This window comes from Pseudomonas sp. 3MAES_34.3B, assembly GCF_058145875.1.
This window is the reverse complement of record NZ_CM176960.1, coordinates 637,503-654,958: the sequence shown is the minus strand read 5'-3', so window position 1 is coordinate 654,958 and position 17,456 is coordinate 637,503. Positions and strand designations below refer to the sequence as shown.

At 60.4% G+C, this 17,456-nt stretch carries 15 protein-coding genes and 2 tRNA genes; 1 reads left to right on the top strand and 16 read right to left on the bottom strand.

The genetic code is table 11. The features are described 5' to 3' along the window. Positions 1-259: 259 nt before the first annotated feature. From rpsO to rlmE, 14 genes are all read right to left on the bottom strand, one after another. Entirely contained in the window at positions 260-529 is a 270-nt protein-coding gene (gene rpsO / locus AC3Z8Y_RS02875; RefSeq protein ID WP_490088379.1) for a 30S ribosomal protein S15, read from the bottom strand. Between the two features lie 110 nt (positions 530-639). Then, positions 640-1,557: a tRNA pseudouridine(55) synthase TruB gene (truB, locus tag AC3Z8Y_RS02870; RefSeq protein ID WP_490088378.1), complete on the bottom strand. Its 918-nt coding sequence runs from the start codon at positions 1,555-1,557 to the stop codon at positions 640-642. Between the two features lie 3 nt (positions 1,558-1,560). Further along, positions 1,561-1,968 (bottom strand): 30S ribosome-binding factor RbfA, encoded by a 408-nt coding sequence (rbfA, locus tag AC3Z8Y_RS02865; RefSeq protein WP_490088377.1) that lies wholly within the window; start codon positions 1,966-1,968, stop codon positions 1,561-1,563. A 125-nt stretch (positions 1,969-2,093) separates the two neighbouring features. After that, positions 2,094-4,616, bottom strand: a complete 2,523-nt coding sequence (infB, locus tag AC3Z8Y_RS02860) for a translation initiation factor IF-2 (RefSeq protein WP_490088376.1) — start codon at positions 4,614-4,616, stop codon at positions 2,094-2,096. Between the two features lie 26 nt (positions 4,617-4,642). Then, on the bottom strand, positions 4,643-6,124 hold the full coding sequence (nusA, locus tag AC3Z8Y_RS02855; RefSeq protein WP_490088375.1) for a transcription termination factor NusA: 1,482 nt from the start codon (positions 6,122-6,124) through the stop codon (positions 4,643-4,645). A 60-nt stretch (positions 6,125-6,184) separates the two neighbouring features. Beyond that, the gene (rimP, locus tag AC3Z8Y_RS02850) at positions 6,185-6,643 is read right to left on the bottom strand and encodes a ribosome maturation factor RimP (protein WP_181117766.1); all 459 of its coding nucleotides are present in this window, start codon (positions 6,641-6,643) and stop codon (positions 6,185-6,187) included. Between the two features lie 128 nt (positions 6,644-6,771). Further along, positions 6,772-6,848, bottom strand: a tRNA-Met gene (locus tag AC3Z8Y_RS02845). Positions 6,849-6,943: 95 nt separating this feature from the next. Beyond that, positions 6,944-7,029: transfer RNA gene (locus AC3Z8Y_RS02840), tRNA-Leu, on the bottom strand. Between the two features lie 17 nt (positions 7,030-7,046). Then, complete coding sequence (gene secG, locus AC3Z8Y_RS02835; protein ID WP_490088374.1) at positions 7,047-7,430, bottom strand: preprotein translocase subunit SecG; 384 nt, start codon at positions 7,428-7,430, stop codon at positions 7,047-7,049. A gap of 4 nt (positions 7,431-7,434) precedes the next feature. Beyond that, positions 7,435-8,190, bottom strand: a complete 756-nt coding sequence (gene tpiA, locus AC3Z8Y_RS02830; RefSeq protein WP_490088373.1) for a triose-phosphate isomerase — start codon at positions 8,188-8,190, stop codon at positions 7,435-7,437. Positions 8,191-8,265: 75 nt separating this feature from the next. Then, complete coding sequence (gene glmM, locus AC3Z8Y_RS02825) at positions 8,266-9,603, bottom strand: phosphoglucosamine mutase (protein WP_490088372.1); 1,338 nt, start codon at positions 9,601-9,603, stop codon at positions 8,266-8,268. A gap of 17 nt (positions 9,604-9,620) precedes the next feature. Further along, on the bottom strand, positions 9,621-10,472 hold the full coding sequence (folP, locus tag AC3Z8Y_RS02820; RefSeq protein ID WP_490088371.1) for a dihydropteroate synthase: 852 nt from the start codon (positions 10,470-10,472) through the stop codon (positions 9,621-9,623). An 8-nt stretch (positions 10,473-10,480) separates the two neighbouring features. After that, a complete protein-coding gene (gene ftsH, locus AC3Z8Y_RS02815; RefSeq protein ID WP_490088370.1) occupies positions 10,481-12,388 on the bottom strand; it encodes an ATP-dependent zinc metalloprotease FtsH in 1,908 nt (635 codons plus the stop codon). 220 nt (positions 12,389-12,608) lie between these two features. Continuing rightward, positions 12,609-13,229, bottom strand: a complete 621-nt coding sequence (gene rlmE, locus AC3Z8Y_RS02810) for a 23S rRNA (uridine(2552)-2'-O)-methyltransferase RlmE (protein ID WP_181117727.1) — start codon at positions 13,227-13,229, stop codon at positions 12,609-12,611. Positions 13,230-13,333: 104 nt separating this feature from the next. Here rlmE and yhbY point away from each other — a divergent pair, with 104 nt between their 5' ends. Further along, on the top strand, positions 13,334-13,642 hold the full coding sequence (gene yhbY / locus AC3Z8Y_RS02805; protein ID WP_181117726.1) for a ribosome assembly RNA-binding protein YhbY: 309 nt from the start codon (positions 13,334-13,336) through the stop codon (positions 13,640-13,642). Positions 13,643-13,718: 76 nt separating this feature from the next. Here the strand turns inward: yhbY and greA are convergent, their stop codons facing one another. Both greA and carB read right to left on the bottom strand, forming a co-directional pair. Then, a complete protein-coding gene (gene greA / locus AC3Z8Y_RS02800; protein ID WP_490088369.1) occupies positions 13,719-14,195 on the bottom strand; it encodes a transcription elongation factor GreA in 477 nt (158 codons plus the stop codon). Continuing rightward, complete coding sequence (gene carB / locus AC3Z8Y_RS02795; protein WP_490088368.1) at positions 14,192-17,413, bottom strand: carbamoyl-phosphate synthase large subunit; 3,222 nt, start codon at positions 17,411-17,413, stop codon at positions 14,192-14,194. Before carB ends, greA begins: the two co-directional genes overlap by 4 nt. Positions 17,414-17,456: the final 43 nt, after the last annotated feature.

Here is a 17,456-nt window from a genome sequence, read left to right as displayed (position 1 = left end):
CTGTACCAAGCCAGTAAGCCGTTGCCTACCTGGCCTCGAATAGTTGGGCGCCAACGGGTTTCGGCCCGTACCACGTCCGGATAACGCTGGGCCCGGGTATCACCGGCCCCATAAAACTTGAGGCTGGAAACCCGCCCCTCTCGAACACAAGGCTCGAAAGAGACGGGTCGCCAACCTCATTGAGTTGCCCAGCCCCTGCATCGATTGCGCATCAAGCGCGACCGTCGCGAGGCCGTGCACACCACTGGCCGGGCCGCTATCAGCGACGCAGGCCCAGGCGACCGATCAGGGCGCTGTAGCGAGTGGCGTCTTTGCCCTTCAGGTAGTCCAGCAGCTTGCGACGCTGGTTAACCATACGGATCAGGCCACGACGCGAGTGGTGGTCTTTGCCGTTGGCTTTGAAGTGGTCCTGCAGCTTGTTGATGTTGTGGGTCAGCAGGGCTACCTGCACTTCCGGGGAACCGGTGTCGCCAGCAGCTTGCTGATATTCACCAACGATACGAGCTTTGTCTTCAACGCTGAGTGCCATGAGGCGTTCTCCATTTCACGGAACCGCCAAGCGATTCCAATAGGCCAGGGGAAACCCCTGTCGTTTAATAGGAGGAGTGACCGCGCCTAATGACAGCCACCCTCGTTCGGTCATTCAGACCGAATCAGTCGACGCGGCGCAATGCGCCCGTCTTCGCTCACTTCACCGATACCGATGAAGCGACCGTTGTGATCCTGTACGCGCACCATACCAAAGGCCGGAGCCTCCGGGGCACGAACTGGCTGCCCATGGAGCCAGTAGAACGCACTGTGTTCCGAGAACTGCAGCAGCGGCCAATCCTGAAGGCCGCTGTCGGCCGGCAGGAGGAACTGGTCCAGCGCCTCGTTGCCACCCTCGGCATGCGCCTGTTCCAGGGCTTCGAGGGTGATCGTTTGCGCGAGCTTGAACGGCCCCGCCTGTGTACGCCGCAGCTGCGCCACATAAGCCCCGCAACCGAGCTGCTCGCCGATATCCTCGACCAGGGTTCGAATGTAGGTGCCTTTGGTGCAATGCACTGCCAGCGTAGCCCGGGTTTGCTCTACCGCCAGCAACTCAAGGCTGCCAATAGTAACAGAACGCGCTTCGCGCTCCACTACTTCCCCGGCACGCGCAAGTTTGTACAGCGGCTGCCCGTCACGCTTGAGCGCCGAGTACATGGGCGGAACCTGCTGGATAGGGCCACGGAAGTGGGGCAGTACCGCTTCGATGTCAGCACGACCGACGGTCACCTCACGCTCGCGCAGTACCTCACCTTCCGCATCGGCGGTGGTGGTGGTAACACCCAGTTGCATGACGGTCTCGTAGCCCTTGTCGGAATCGAGCAGGTACTGCGAGAACTTGGTCGCCTCCCCGAAGCACAGCGGCAATACGCCCGTGGCCAGAGGGTCCAGGCTACCGGTGTGGCCGGCCTTCTCGGCATTGAGTAGCCAACGCACCTTCTGCAGCGCTGCGTTGGAGGTAAAGCCCTGGGGCTTGTCCAGCAGGATGATGCCGCTCACGTTACGGCGTATACGCTTGACCTGAGCCACCTGTCAGTCCTCGCCCACATCTTTGGGCTCGGGCGAGGCCGGCGCGTGCTGGCTGTCCTCGGCGACCGCGCGTTCGATCAGGGCAGAGAGGTGCGCCCCGCGCGACACGCTTTCGTCATAGTGGAAGTGCAACTGCGGAACGCTGCGCAGCTTCATTTCCCGGCCCAGCTGCGTGCGCAGGAAACTGCCCGCCGCGTTGAGCACCTTCACGCTCTGCTTGACCTGTTCGCCGCCGTCGTCACCCATCACGGTGATGTAGACCTTGGCGTGGCCAATGTCGCGTGTGACTTCTACTGCGGTAATGGTGACAAGACCCACGCGCGGGTCTTTCACTTCGCGCCGAATGAGTTGCGCCAGTTCGCGCTGCATCTGGTCGCCGATGCGTTGGGTACGGCTATATTCTTTTGCCATGGCAAGACTACCTGTATCGACCCCCCGCATGGCGGGCGGCTTGAAAGCGGCAAACGCCCGACCCAGCGAGTAGCCGGACCGGGCGTTGCGTTAAGGGCGGGCGCTGGGCCTTCCCTGAGTACAGCTTAGAGGGTACGAGCTACCTGGACCTTCTCGAAGACTTCGATCTTGTCACCGACTTTCACGTCGTTGTAGCTCTTCACGCCAATACCGCACTCCATGCCGGCGCGCACTTCGGACATGTCGTCCTTGAAGCGGCGCAGCGACTCGAGTTCGCCCTCGAAGATCACCACGTCTTCGCGCAGTACGCGAATCGGGCGATTCCGGTGAACGATACCTTCGAGCACCATACAGCCGGCGATGGCGCCGAATTTCGGCGAACGGAACACGTCACGTACTTCGGCGATGCCGAGGATGTTCTCGCGGACATCGCTGCCAAGCATGCCGGTAAGGGCCTTCTTGACGTCTTCGATGATGTCGTAGATCACGTTGTAGTAACGCATGTCCAGGCCTTCCTGCTCGACGATCTTGCGAGCACCGGCATCGGCACGCACGTTGAAGCCGAACACGACTGCGTTGGAGGCAAGGGCCAGGTTGGCATCGCTTTCCGTGATGCCGCCTACACCGCCAGCCACGACGCGAACCTGTACTTCGTCGTTGCCCAGGCCGCCCAGGGCGCCCTGCAGGGCTTCGAGAGAACCACGCACGTCGGCCTTGAGCACGATGTTGAGGGTTTTCTTCTCTTCCTGGCCCATGTTCTCGAAGATGTTCTCGAGCTTGCCGGCATGAGCGCGAGCCAGTTTGACCTCGCGGAACTTGCCTTGACGGAACATGGCAACTTCACGGGCTTTCTTCTCGTCGCCCACTACGCTCATTTCGTCGCCGGCGTCCGGGGTACCGTCCAGGCCGAGAATCTCGACCGGGATCGATGGGCCCGCTTCTTTCACGTTCTTGCCGTTCTCGTCGAGCATTGCGCGGATGCGGCCGAAGTTCGAGCCTACCAGCACCATGTCGCCCTGACGCAGGGTACCGTCCTGAACCAGAACGGTCGCAACCGGGCCGCGGCCCTTGTCCAGACGGGACTCGACCACAACGCCACGGCCAGGCGCAGCCGGGCTTGCCTTGAGCTCGAGTACTTCAGCCTGAAGCAGAACGGCTTCGAGCAGTTCGTCGACACCGGTACCCATTTTCGCGGAGACCGGAACGAACGGGGTATCGCCGCCCCACTCTTCGGAGGTCACGCCCTGCACCGACAGCTCGCTGCGGATGCGGTCCAGGTCAGCGCCCGGCTTGTCGATCTTGTTCACTGCGACAACCAGCGGTACACCGGCAGCCTTGGCGTGCTGAACGGCTTCGATGGTTTGCGGCATCACGCCGTCGTCCGCCGCCACCACGAGGATGACGATGTCGGTCGCCTTGGCACCACGAGCACGCATGGCGGTAAACGCGGCGTGGCCAGGGGTGTCGAGGAAGGTAACCATGCCACGGTCGGTTTCGACGTGGTAGGCACCAATGTGCTGAGTGATACCACCGGCTTCGCCAGCAGCAACCTTGGCACGACGGATGTAGTCGAGCAGCGAGGTCTTGCCATGGTCAACGTGGCCCATGACGGTAACCACCGGCGCACGAGCGACGGTTTCGCCTTCATAGCGCAGCGATTCGGCCAGGGATTCTTCCAGGGCGTTGTCGCTGACCAGTTTGACCTTGTGGCCGAGTTCTTCGGCGACCAGCTGAGCGGTGTCCCGATCGAGCACCTGGTTGATGGTAACCGGGGTGCCGAGCTTGAACATGAACTTAACCACTTCAGCGCCCTTGACGGACATCTGCTGCGCCAGGTCGGACACGGTGATGGTTTCGCCAATCACAACGTCACGAACAACCGGGCCAGTCGGGCTCTGGAAGCCGTGCATGTTGCGCTTCTTGAGCTTGGACTTGCCACGGCCACCGCGACGGAAGCCATCGCTCTCTTCGTCGGTGGTACGTGGGGCGGCACGCGGAGTAGGCGCCTTTTCCTTCACCGTCGCGCGGTGCGGCTGGTTCTTGCGGTCGCCACGACGATCGTCGTCGGTGGTTGCCTTGGGCTTGTCCGGACGGCGTGCGTCGTCGCGCTTGCGCACTTCAGCGACCTGGGTCGGCTGTGGCGCACGCTCGGGTGCAGCGGCCGGCTCGGGAGCACGTACGGCTGGTGCCTGTGCAACCGCGTCAGCCACGGGCTGGCTGGCCTCGGCGGCAGGCGCGGCCTTGCGGGCCTCTTCTTCAGCGCGCAGGCGGACCTGATCGTTGATCTTGTCGCGAGCAGCGTTTTCAGCAGCGCGGCGCTCTTCGAGTTCGCGGCGTTGTTGAGCCTCGATCTCCTCAGGGCTTTGCTTGACGAAGGTCTTCTTCTTACGGACCTCGACACTGATGGTCTTGCTGCCGGCCACGCGCAATGTGCTGGTGGTCTTGCGTTGCAGGGTAATCTTGCGGGGTTCTTCCACTTTTGCCTTGTGACTGCTTTTCAGGTGCGCCAACAGCGCTTGTTTTTCGGTATCGGTCACAACCTGGCCGGCGTCGGTATGTGGTAGCCCCGCCTCACGCATCTGTTGCAACAGGCGCTCCACCGGTGCGGCGACCTCTTGGGCCAGTTCTTTCACCGTGACTTGCGTCATGCACTTCTCTCCTCAGGCCGCGCCAGTTACTCGAACCAATGGGCTCGGGCGGCCATGATCAACTTGCCGGCACGCTCTTGGTCGATGCCGTCGATGTCGAGCAAATCGTCAATAGACTGCTCGGCCAGGTCTTCGCGGTTGATTACGCCGCGTACCGCCAATTCCTTCGCAAGGTCCGCGTCCATACCTTCAAGGGAAAGCAGGTCTTCGGCCGGGTGGGCGTCAGCGAGCTTTTCCTCGGAGGCGATGGCAGCGGTCAACAGGCGATCCTTGGCCCGAGCACGAAGCTCATTGACGATCTCCTCATCGAACCCATCGATGTTGAGCATTTCTTCCAAAGGCACGTAGGCGATTTCTTCCAGGCTGGTGAAACCTTCGTCAACCAGAACCTGGGCGAGCTCTTCGTCGACTTCGAGTTGCTCGACGAAATTGCGCAGGATGTCGCCGGTTTCGGCCTGTTGTTTAGCCTGGATATCGGACTCGGTCATGACATTCAGCGTCCAGCCGGTCAGCTGGCTGGCCAGACGAACGTTCTGCCCGCCGCGGCCGATGGCCTGGGCGAGGTTGTCAGCCGCAACGGCGATATCCATGGCATGCGCGTCCTCATCAACGATGATGGCCGCGACTTCCGCCGGGGACATTGCGTTGATGACGAACTGTGCAGGGTTATCGTCCCAGAGGACGATGTCGACACGCTCGCCACCCAGCTCGCCGGACACCGCTTGTACGCGGGAACCGCGCATACCGATGCAGGCGCCCTGAGGGTCGATGCGTTTGTCCTTGGAGCGAACCGCGATTTTCGCGCGGGAACCCGGGTCGCGGGAAGCGGCCATCACTTCGATGAGGCCTTCGGCGATTTCCGGTACTTCGATACGGAAGAGCTCGATGAGCATTTCCGGGGCAGTGCGCGACAGGATCAGTTGCGGGCCGCGGTTCTCGCTGCGGATTTCCTTGAGCAGCGCGCGAACACGCACGCCAACACGGAAGGTTTCGCGGGAGATGATGTCTTCACGCGCCAGCAGCGCCTCGGCATTGTTGCCAAGGTCCACGATGACGTTGTCGCGAGTCACCTTCTTTACGGTGCCGGAGATGATCTCGCCAACCCTCTCGCGGTAGGCATCGACCACCTGAGCACGCTCGGCCTCGCGCACTTTCTGCACGATAACTTGCTTGGCGGTTTGCGCGGCGATGCGACCGAACTCGATGGAGTCGATCTTTTCCTCGATGATGTCGCCTGCAACCGAGTCAGGCTTGCGGGCCTGAGCCTGGTCGACAGCCAGCTGGATGGCCGGATCGTCGAAGTTTTCGTCCTCGACGACGGTCCAGCGGCGGAACGTCTCGTAGCTGCCTGTGTGGCGGTTGATCGCCACGCGCAGGTCTACTTCGTCCTCGAACCGCTTCTTGGTAGCGGTAGCCAGGGCGATTTCCAGTGCTTCAAAAATGACACCCGCCGGTACGCCCTTTTCATTGGATACCGATTCAACAACCAGCAGTACTTCTTTACTCATCGTACGCCTCGCCTTTCGCAAGCCTTTGGGTTCCGCGATTCACGCAGAACCCGAAACGTCTCAGTCAAAACTGGGAATAATGTTTGCTTTATCGATGGAATCGATCGGCAACAAGAATTCATGGTCATCGACCTGGACCACCACATCCTGTTCTTCCACACCGCGAAGCAGGCCCTGAAAATTGCGCCGACCTTCGAAAGGCGTGCGCAACTTGATTTTTACCTGGTCGCCGGCATGGGCAGCGAACTGCTCCAGCGTAAACAACGGGCGATCCATGCCTGGAGAGGAAACTTCAAGCGTGTACTCGACAGCGATCGGGTCTTCGACATCAAGTACCCCGCTGACCTGACGACTGACGATTTCGCAGTCCTCGACGAGCACACCGCCTTCCTTATCAATAAAAATACGTAGCAGTGAGTGGCGACCCTGGGATATGTACTCTATACCCCAACATTGATAACCAAGCGCCTCGACCACTGGGGCCAGCAGGGCCTGCAACTGTTCTAGCTTGCTCGACAACTGAACCCCCTCGTGCATGCTTTGCAAATAAAAAATGGGCGAAACGCCCACACTGGAAACGCCGCCGGATAGCGACGCATGTGCTGATCAGCTAACAAAAAGCCCCTGAACAGGGGCTCCGCTAAAACTGGTTGCGGGGGCTGGATTTGAACCAACGACCTTCGGGTTATGAGCCCGACGAGCTACCAGACTGCTCCACCCCGCGACATAACTGGCCCGAAAGTATACGGCTTCGGGCCTGAACGGTCAATCAACAGCGCTGGAACAAGAAAGCCCGCAAAAATGCGGGCTCCTTGTATATGGTACCGAGAAGGGGACTCGAACCCCTACACCCTATGGGCACAACCACCTCAAGGTTGCGTGTCTACCAATTCCACCACCTCGGCAAAACTCTTAAAACCCGTTACTTCTGCTCTTGAGCTGGAGGAACATCGTTAGTGTTCACCCCGCCTTTCTGCTCGTTGAGCACCGGAACATCATCTGCCGCCGGCTTTTGCTGAGGTACTTCGAGCACTGCTGGATTTGGAAGCCCTGCCTGACTCAACTGGTGAGCCTTTTCCTTAGCAAAGTATCCTAACCCCAAGCTGGTCAAGAAGAAACATGCAGCGAGTATACCAGTAAACTTGCTTAGAAAGGTAGAGGAACCTTGGCTTCCGAACACAGTATTTGAAGCACCTGCGCCGAAAGATGCTCCTGCTTCTGCACCTTTCCCCTGCTGAAGCAGCACGAGGACAACTACCCCGAGCGCACCCAACAGGTGAAACACTACAACGACGTTTTCCAGCATGTTGTCAGCTTCCCGCGGCGCGACAGATCGCACCGAACTCATCTGCATTCAGGGCGGCACCACCAATCAGCCCCCCGTCGATATCCGGCATACGGAACAGATCAGCCGCGTTGGCCGCCTTTACGCTGCCGCCGTATAAAAGTCGCACGCCTTGTGCGACTTCAGCATTCCTGGCTGCCAGCCTGGCCCGGATCGCATGATGCACGTCCTGAGCCTGCTCTGGCGTTGCCGTCAAACCTGTGCCAATCGCCCATACCGGCTCGTAAGCAATGACTGCCTGGGAGAATACCTCTACACCAAGCGCGTCCATGACGCTGTCGAGCTGCGCACCGACCACATCGAAAGTTCGTTCGGCTTTGCGATCCTCGAGGGTTTCGCCTACACAGAGCACCGGTACCAGCCCAGCCTCTTGTGCAGCCTTGAACTTCGCAACGAGAACGCTTTCAGCCTCGCCCAGAATCTGCCTGCGTTCCGAATGCCCTATCAGGACAAGCGAACAACCTGCATCCTTGAGCTGGCTCGCTGCAACTTCACCGGTAAGGGCACCTGGCCCCGACTGGGTAGCAACGTTTTGCGCCCCTACTGCAACGCCCACCTCTCGCAACGCTTCAACCGCTTCGCTGACGTGGAGGAATGTCGGGAAAACCGCGACGTCTACTGTCGCTGAAAACTCCTGACTTTTCAACCCCTTGAGCAGCTCCGCTACGCTGGAGCGGGTACCGTTCATTTTCCAGTTACCAGCTACCATCAAGCGACGCATACTTTACCCCGTCGGTCAAAGTGGGCGCAGATGTTACCCAGAACAAAGCGCAGTGGCAAGCCTTCAGATGGCAAATCAGGCGCAAACTTCTTCAACAAGCTTGGCGAGCTCTTCGGCATAGCGGCGAACCTGCACTTCTTCATCGCCTTCGACCATCACACGCACAAGCGGCTCTGTTCCGGACTTGCGTAGCAGCACACGCCCGCGACCCCCCATGGCCGTGGTCACGCGTTCGCACGCCTGCTCCACCGCCGGATGGCTGGTTGGGTCCTGCCCGCCACCGAAACGCACGTTGATCAGTACCTGAGGGCACTTACGCAGGCCGTGACGGGCCTGGGCGAGCGTCTCCCCACGACGCTTGAGCGCGAGCAACACTTGCAGCGACGCAATGATCGCGTCCCCGGTGGTGGTGTGCTGGGAGCAGACGATATGCCCGGAGTTTTCACCGCCCAGTGGCCAATGGCGCTCGGACATCTCGGCGATGACATAGCGGTCGCCCACCTTGGCCCGCGTGAACGGAATGTCGTGATCCTGCAGCGCCAGCTCCAGCCCCAGGTTGCTCATCAGCGTGCCGACCACGCCACCCTCCAGCCGCCCGCGCTCCTTGAGATCTCGGGCGATGATGAACAACAGCTCGTCGCCATCGACGATGGCACCGGTGTGGTCGACCATCAGTACACGATCGCCGTCACCGTCGAAGGCGATGCCCATGTCCGCATGGCCGAGCAGCACAGCGGCCTGCAAGGCTTCCATGTGGGTGGAGCCGCAGTTTTCGTTGATATTCAGGCCGTCGGGTTGGGCGGAAATGACGGTAACCTGGGCACCCAGTTCACGGAACACGTTGGGGGCGACTTTATAGGTGGCGCCATGCGCGCAATCCACAACCAGTTTGAGGCCAGCGAAATCAGTGCTTGTGGGAACACTGCTCTTGCAGAATTCGATGTAGCGGCCGGCTGCGTCGTTGATACGCGATACCTTGCCCAGGCTGCCCGACTCGGCCACTGTCATCGGCTGATCCATCAGCTCTTCGATCATCAGTTCGATGTCGTCCGGCAGCTTGGTGCCCTGCCCGGAGAAGAATTTGATCCCGTTGTCGTGGTGCGGGTTATGCGAGGCGCTGATAACAATGCCCGCTTCGGCGTGGAAGGTTCGGGTGAGGTAGGCAATGGCTGGCGTAGGCATAGGCCCCAGCAGCATCACGTCCGCACCGGCGGCCGAGAGGCCGGCTTCGAGCGCGGATTCGAACATGTAACCGGAAATGCGCGTGTCCTTGCCCACCAGAACCCGGCATGCGCCCATCTTGCGGAACGCCATGCCCGCAGCCCAGCCAAGCTTGAGCATGAAATCGGGGGTGATTGGGTATTGACCGACGCGGCCCCGAATTCCGTCGGTGCCAAAATACTTCTTGCTCATAGGTGCTCCGTTCGTTCTTATTCCGCCGCGTCGACCGCTGCGATCATGCGCACCACGTCTACTGTTTCAGCAACGTCGTGAACGCGAAGGATCCGCGCGCCTTTGGCCATGGCCAACGCCGCCAATGCCAGGCTGCCGAACAGCCGCTCGGTTACAGGCTTGCTCAGCGCCTGGCCTACGATGCTTTTGCGCGAAACGCCTACCAGCAACGGGAGGCCAAGCGCGTGCAAGCCTTGCAGGTGTTTGAACAGGCTCAGGTTGTGAGCATGGGTTTTCGCGAAGCCGAACCCTGGGTCAAGGATAATCCGCGACGGGTCTATGCCCACATTCTGACAGGCCAGCACGCGCCCGGCGAGAAAATCGGACACTTCGCCGACCAGATCAGTGTAGTAAGGATTGTCTTGCATATCGCCGGGCTCGCCGAGCATGTGCATCAGGCATACCGCAGCGTGGGTACCTGCGGCTGCCTCCAGCGCACCGGGCCGGCGCAAGGCGCGCACATCGTTGATCAAGCCCATGCCCCTGCCGGCGCTTTCGGTAATGACTTCTGGCGTGGACGTGTCCACGGAAATCACTACATCCAGTTCGCCGGCTATGGCCTCGACCACGGGACACACCCGGTCCAGCTCTTCCTGGACGGATACCGCCGATGCGCCCGGGCGAGTGGATTCCCCGCCCACGTCAATGAGCGTGGCGCCCGCGTCGACCATGGCACGGGCATGAGCCAGCGCGCGGTCGAGCCCCTTGAAGCGGCCACCGTCGGAGAAAGAGTCGGGGGTAACGTTGAGAATACCCATGACATGGGTACGTGATAAATCAAGAACCCGGTTACCACAAGGTAACCGGGTCGAGTACAGCGCAGAGGTCATGCGACGCCTTAGTGTTGAGCGGCGGGCCCGCCGATGGGCGCCTCCGGACGCTCGCTGCCTTTGGCCGCGGTTCCGGAAGAGCCGGAGCCTCCGGTCCAGTCCCGAGGTTCGCGCACCGGCCTGCCGGCCATGATGTCTTCGATCTGATCCGCGTCAATGGTCTCATACTTCATGAGCGCGTCGGCCATGACATCGAGCTTGTCGCGGTTGTCCGCCAGGATCTGCTTGGCGGTGGTGTAGCAGTGATCGATGATACTGCGAACTTCAGCGTCGATCATCTTCGCGGTTTCGCCCGACAGGCTACCGTTCTGCGAGCTGCCGCCACGGCCAAGGAACACTTCACCCTCTTCTTCGGCATACATGAGCGGGCCCATCTTCTCGGACAGCCCCCACTTGGTCACCATGTTCCGAGCAATCTGGCTGGCACGCATGATGTCGTTGGACGCGCCCGTGGTCACGCCATCGAAGCCCAGGGTCATTTCTTCGGCGATACGGCCGCCGTACAGGGAGCAGATCTGGCTGATGAGGGCACGTTTGGACAGGCTGTAACGATCTTCCTCGGGAAGGAACATGGTCACACCCAAGGCGCGGCCACGAGGAATGATCGATACCTTGTACACCGGGTCGTGCTCAGGAACGATGCGGCCGACGATGGCGTGGCCCGCTTCGTGATACGCGGTGTTGCGCTTTTCCTTGTCGGACATGACCATGGTCTTGCGCTCGGCGCCCATCATGATCTTGTCCTTGGCAAGCTCGAACTCACGCATTTCAACGATACGCTTGCCAGCACGAGCCGCGAACAGCGACGCCTCGTTCACCAGGTTAGCCAGGTCGGCGCCCGAGAAGCCGGGTGTGCCGCGAGCGATAACGCCAGCATTCACGTCGTCGCCCATCGGCACTTTACGCATGTGCACTTTCAGGATCTGCTCGCGGCCACGGATATCTGGCAAACCAACTACTACCTGACGGTCGAAGCGGCCGGGGCGCAGCAAGGCAGGGTCCAACACGTCAGGACGGTTGGTGGCTGCAATGACGATGATCCCGTCATTCATTTCAAAGCCGTCCATCTCCACCAGCAACTGGTTGAGGGTTTGCTCGCGCTCGTCGTGACCACCGCCCATACCGGCGCCACGGTGGCGGCCGACGGCGTCGATTTCGTCGATGAAGATGATGCAGGGCGCGTGCTTTTTAGCCTGTTCGAACATGTCCCGAACACGGCTGGCACCGACACCCACAAACATTTCAACGAAGTCCGAACCCGAAATGGTGAAGAACGGTACTTTCGCCTCGCCGGCGATGGCCTTGGCGATAAGGGTTTTACCGGTACCCGGCGGGCCGACCATCAGCACGCCGCGAGGGATTCGCCCTCCCAGGCGCTGGAACTTGCCGGGATCACGAAGGAACTCGACCAGCTCGCCCACTTCTTCCTTGGCTTCGTCGCAGCCCGCCACGTCGGCGAGCGTCGTTTTCACCTGATCTTCGGAAAGCAGCCTGGCCTTGCTCTTGCCAAAGCTCATGGGGCCGCCCTTCCCGCCTGCCCCGCCCTGCATCTGCCTCATGAAGAACATGAACACGGCAATGATGACGAGTATGGGGAAGCTGGCGACCAGTAGTTGGGTCCAGATGCTTTGCTGCTCGGGCTGCTTGCCTTCGATCACGACCTTGTTGTCCACCAGGTCGCCGATCAGGCCGTTGTCCTGGATCGCCGGGCGGATGGTCTTGAAGTTGTCGCCGTCGTTGCGCTTGCCGGTGATTACGTAACCGTCGACCTGCACGCGCTCAATCTTGCCGTCCTTCACCTGTTGGATGAAATCGGAGTAATTGAGGGTTTGCGGCTCGTTGGGGCTCGAGAAATTGTTCATCACCGTCACCAGAACGGCGGCGATGATCAGCCACAGGATGAGATTCTTTGCCATATCGTTCAATTCGCTACCCTCTGAAGCCAGTCTCTGAGACCTAGCGCCAGGCTTCGTATGATGTCCATCGGCCTAACTTACTACACAACCGTAGGCATGCGCAGACGCTGCTTGTAACGCTTTGTGAAACTTTTGACTGCGTAATAGTCGCTTATGCTTCACAGCGACCACCATTTGAAAAAAGCTATCGCCAGCCACAAGCCCGTTGTGAGTGTAGCTGTCAGCCCTTGAACCCGCGCGCCAGAAGGTATTGCTCCCTGGAACGATCTCGCGACGACAGCGGCTTACGCATCTGGACCTTTTCGAACTTCTGCCGAACGGTCTTGAGATACGTATCGAAGCCCTCACCCTGGAAAATCTTGATGAGAAAATCGCCGCCTGGCTTGAGCACCCGGTCGGCCAGGTCCAGTGCCAACTCGCACAGGAACATGGCACGCGGCATGTCCACCGCGCTCAATCCACTCATATTGGGGGCCATATCGGAAATAACAAGGTCGACTTCGCTGCTACCTACCGCCTGGAGGATTTGCGCGAGCACGGCCTCTTGTGTGAAGTCCCCCTGGATGAAGGTCACGTCGGGGATGCTGTCCATTTCCAGAATGTCCGAAGCGATCAGCCGGCCTTGGCCGCCGATCAGCCGGCTGGTGACCTGCGACCAGCCACCCGGCGCTGCGCCGAGGTCGATAACCGACATGCCGGGGCGGATCAGCCGGTCCTTCTCCTGGATTTCCAGCAGCTTGTAGCTGGCCCGTGAGCGATAGCCGTCTTTTTGCGCCATCTTCACGTAGGGGTCGTTGAAATGTTCTTTCAGCCAGTTATGGCTTGTCTTGGAACGGGCCACAGGGCACCTCTGGGTAAGACGGCGATGCGTGTCGCTGGGCTTGGACCGGCACGCTCGGGTAAAATGGCCGCCGTTTTATACGGTTTCATTCAAAGGGTCAGATTATGCCGCTCAATACAGAGCAGAAAAAGCAGTACAAATCCATCGGTCACCACCTCAAGCCGGTATTGATCGTAGCCGACAACGGCGTTACCGAAGGGGTCGCGGCCGAGCTGGAGCGTGCCCTGGCCGACCACGAACTGATCAAGGTGAAGGTCAACATCCTGGACCGTGAGCAACGGCTGGAGACGATCACGAGCCTTTGCCAGGCCGGGCGTGCGGAGCTGGTGCAGGTGATCGGCAAGATGGCGCTGGTGTACCGTCGCAATCCACAGCCGAACAAGCAGCTGTCGAATATCCACCGGTTTCATTAACCGGTAACCCGGATATTTTCGGCGGGTTTGAGATGTTCGCGAGCTACGCCGGACAACCGGCGTAGCTCGCGAATAATCAGAGGTGCAACACCTCGATGATTTCGTACTCCACGGTGCCGCTCGGGGTTTTCACTACCACGATGTCGCCTTCCGTTTTCCCGATCAGGGAACGGGCGATAGGCGAACCGACCGAAATCTTGCCAGCCTTGATATCCGCCTCATCCTCGCCAACGATCTGATACTTCAGGCGATCGTCGGTTTCGGTATTGGCGATTTCCACGGTGGTACCGAAGATCACCTTGCCGGTCGGCTCGATGGTGCTGACGTCAATCACCACGGCATTCTGCAGGCGGCCTTCGATGTCGCGAATGCGCGCCTCGACCATGCCCTGTTGCTCGCGGGCAGCATGGTACTCGGCATTCTCCTTCAGGTCGCCCAGCTCCCGCGCCACGCCAATGTCATGGCTCAGCTTGGGGCGAACAACCTTGGAGAGGTGAGCATGTTCCTCTTCCAGGGCGCGGTGGCCCTGGACAGTCATCGGGTATTTATTCATGCGTTGAGTCCTGCGTGTAGATCCTGCAAGCGGCGCACCGTTTTCTCGGGGCCGAATTTCAGTGCCTCACAGATGGCTTCGCCCGCGGCAATGGTCGTGGTGCAGTAAATCTTGTGCTGCAAGGCGTTGCGGCGAATGGAGTACGAGTCGGCAATCGACTGGCGGCCTTCGGTGGTGTTGATGATCAAGGTCACTTCGTCGTTCTTGATCATGTCGACCACATGTGGCCGCCCTTCGGTGACCTTGTTCACGCGGCGCACCTTAAGGCCTGCTTCTTCGATCACCTTGGCGGTGCCGGAGGTGGCTACGATCTGGAAGCCCAGTTCGATCAGCTGCGAGGCTACGCCAGCCACGAAGGGTTTGTCGTCGTCACGTACGCTGATGAAGGCGGTACCGCCGGTAGGCAGCACTTCGCTGGCGCCCATCTGGGCCTTGGCGAAGGCCTCACCAAAGGTGTCACCTACACCCATTACTTCACCGGTGGATTTCATCTCCGGGCCCAGGATCGGGTCCACGCCAGGGAACTTGGCGAAGGGGAATACCGCCTCCTTCACGCTGTAGAAGTTGGGGATGATTTCCTTGGTGAAGCCCAGCTCCTTCAGGGTTTTACCGGCCATCACACGCGCTGCGATCATGGCCAGCGAGGTGCCGATGCACTTGGACACGAACGGCACGGTACGCGAGGCGCGCGGGTTGACCTCGATCACGTAGATCTTGTCGCCTTGCAGTGCCAACTGCACGTTCATCAGGCCGACAACACCCAGCTCCAGGGCCATCTTCTTGACCTGCTCGCGTACTTCGTCCTGCACATGGGCAGGCAGCGAGTACGGTGGCAGCGAGCACGCGGAGTCACCGGAGTGAACACCGGCCTGCTCGATGTGCTGCATGATGGCGCCGATGACCACGTCGGTACCGTCGCACACCGCATCCACGTCCATCTCGATGGCGCAGTTGAGGAAGTGGTCCAGCAGCACCGGGCTGTCGTTGGATACCTGCACGGCTTCACGGAGGTAGCGCTTGAGCTCGTCGAGCTCGTAAACGATTTCCATCGCGCGGCCGCCCAGTACATAGGACGGGCGAACCACCAGTGGGTAGCCGATGGTGCCAGCGGCGCGAATGGCTTCTTCTTCGCTGCGAACGGTGGCGTTCGGCGGCTGCAGCAGGTTCAGGCGCTGCACCATCTGCTGGAAGCGCTCACGGTCTTCGGCGCGGTCGATGGCGTCCGGGCTGGTACCGATGATCGGTACGCCGGCTTCTTCAAGCGCGCGCGCCAGTTTCAGCGGGGTCTGGCCGCCGTACTGCACGATCACGCCCTTGGGCTTCTCGACCCGTACCACTTCCAGCACGTCTTCGAGGGTAAGCGGCTCGAAGTACAGGCGGTCGGAGGTGTCGTAGTCGGTGGAAACGGTTTCCGGGTTGCAGTTGACCATGATGGTTTCGTAACCATCGTCACGCAGTGCAAGGGCTGCGTGCACACAGCAATAGTCGAACTCGATGCCCTGGCCGATACGGTTTGGCCCGCCACCCAGGATCATGATCTTGTCGCGGGTGGACGGGTTGGCCTCGCACTCTTCCTCATAGGTGGAGTAGAGGTAGGCGGTGTCCGTGGCGAACTCGGCGGCGCAGGTGTCCACGCGCTTGTAGACCGGGAAGATCTCCAGCTTGTGGCGATGACGGCGCAGGTTCTTGTCTGTCACACCCAGCAGCTTGGCCAGGCGCTGGTCAGAGAAGCCTTTGCGCTTGAGGCGGAACATCAGGGCTTTGTCGATATCGGCCAGGCCCAGGGTTTTGACCTTTTCTTCTTCCTTGATCAGGTCTTCGATCTGAACCAGGAACCAGTGGTCGATGCTGGTAAGGGCGAAGATTTCGTCGCAGGTCATGCCCGCGCGGAAGGCGTCGGCCACGTACCAGATGCGCTCGGCGCCAGGCACGGTCAGCTCGCGCTTGAGGATGCTGTGGTATTCCGGGTTGCTCGGCTCTACTTTAGGGTCCAGGCCGCACACGCCTACTTCCAGGCCACGCAGGGCCTTCTGCAGCGATTCCTGGAAGGTCCGGCCGATAGCCATCACTTCACCCACCGACTTCATCTGGGTGGTGAGGCGAGCGTCTGCCTTGGGGAATTTCTCGAAGGCGAAGCGCGGCAGCTTGGTGACCACGTAGTCGATGGACGGCTCGAACGAGGCCGGGGTTTTGCCGCCGGTGATGTCGTTCTGAAGTTCGTCGAGGGTGTAGCCCACTGCCAGCTTGGCTGCGACCTTGGCGATCGGGAAGCCGGTGGCCTTGGATGCCAGCGCCGAGGAGCGCGATACCCGTGGGTTCATTTCGATCACGACCATGCGGCCGGTGTCCGGGCAGATGCCGAACTGCACGTTCGAACCACCGGTTTCCACGCCGATTTCACGCAGCACCGCCAGCGAGGCGTTGCGCATGATCTGGTATTCCTTGTCGGTCAGGGTCTGCGCCGGCGCGACGGTGATGGAGTCGCCGGTGTGCACGCCCATCGGGTCGAAGTTCTCGATGGAGCAGACGATGATGCAGTTGTCCTTCTTGTCGCGGACAACTTCCATTTCATACTCTTTCCAGCCGATCAGCGATTCGTCGATCAGCAGTTCCTTGGTCGGCGAGAGGTCCAGGCCGCGGGCGCAGATTTCTTCGAACTCTTCGCGGTTGTACGCGATGCCGCCACCTGTGCCGCCCATGGTGAACGAGGGGCGGATGATGCACGGGAAGCCCAGGGTCTCGAGGACCGCGTTGGCTTCTTCCATGCTGTGGGCGATGCCCGAGCGCGGGCAGGCCAGGCCGATGGCCTTCATGGCCTTGTCGAAACGCGAACGGTCTTCAGCCTTGTCGATGGTGTCGGCATTGGCGCCGATCATTTCCACGCCAAACTTCTCCAGAACGCCTTCGCGCTCCAGGTCCAGGGCGCAGTTGAGCGCGGTCTGGCCACCCATGGTCGGCAGCAAGGCATCCGGGCGCTCGGCTTCGATGATCTTGGCAACGGTCTGCCACTTGATCGGTTCGATGTAGGTCGCGTCGGCCATGGCCGGGTCGGTCATGATGGTGGCGGGGTTCGAGTTGACCAGGATCACCCGGTAACCTTCCTCACGCAGCGCCTTGCAGGCCTGAGCGCCGGAGTAGTCGAACTCGCACGCCTGGCCGATCACGATCGGGCCGGCGCCAAGGATCAGAATGCTTTTGATGTCTGTACGTTTTGGCATGGTTGTCACTCAATTCCGCGTATCGGTCGGCGGGCCCGGTTGC

What these genes read in the sequence shown, in the direction of transcription:
- greA (WP_490088369.1), bottom strand. Translation starts at nt 14,195, where the DNA reads ATGAATAAATACCCGATGACTGTCCAGGGCCACCGCGCCCTGGAAGAG.
- secG (WP_490088374.1), bottom strand. Translation starts at nt 7,430, where the DNA reads ATGCTGGAAAACGTCGTTGTAGTGTTTCACCTGTTGGGTGCGCTCGGG.
- infB (WP_490088376.1), bottom strand. Translation starts at nt 4,616, where the DNA reads ATGACGCAAGTCACGGTGAAAGAACTGGCCCAAGAGGTCGCCGCACCG.
- tpiA (WP_490088373.1), bottom strand. Translation starts at nt 8,190, where the DNA reads ATGCGTCGCTTGATGGTAGCTGGTAACTGGAAAATGAACGGTACCCGC.
- rbfA (WP_490088377.1), bottom strand. Translation starts at nt 1,968, where the DNA reads ATGGCAAAAGAATATAGCCGTACCCAACGCATCGGCGACCAGATGCAG.
- glmM (WP_490088372.1), bottom strand. Translation starts at nt 9,603, where the DNA reads ATGAGCAAGAAGTATTTTGGCACCGACGGAATTCGGGGCCGCGTCGGT.
- ftsH (WP_490088370.1), bottom strand. Translation starts at nt 12,388, where the DNA reads ATGGCAAAGAATCTCATCCTGTGGCTGATCATCGCCGCCGTTCTGGTG.
- carB (WP_490088368.1), bottom strand. Translation starts at nt 17,413, where the DNA reads ATGCCAAAACGTACAGACATCAAAAGCATTCTGATCCTTGGCGCCGGC.
- yhbY (WP_181117726.1), top strand. Translation starts at nt 13,334, where the DNA reads ATGCCGCTCAATACAGAGCAGAAAAAGCAGTACAAATCCATCGGTCAC.
- folP (WP_490088371.1), bottom strand. Translation starts at nt 10,472, where the DNA reads ATGACCTCTGCGCTGTACTCGACCCGGTTACCTTGTGGTAACCGGGTT.
- rpsO (WP_490088379.1), bottom strand. Translation starts at nt 529, where the DNA reads ATGGCACTCAGCGTTGAAGACAAAGCTCGTATCGTTGGTGAATATCAG.
- nusA (WP_490088375.1), bottom strand. Translation starts at nt 6,124, where the DNA reads ATGAGTAAAGAAGTACTGCTGGTTGTTGAATCGGTATCCAATGAAAAG.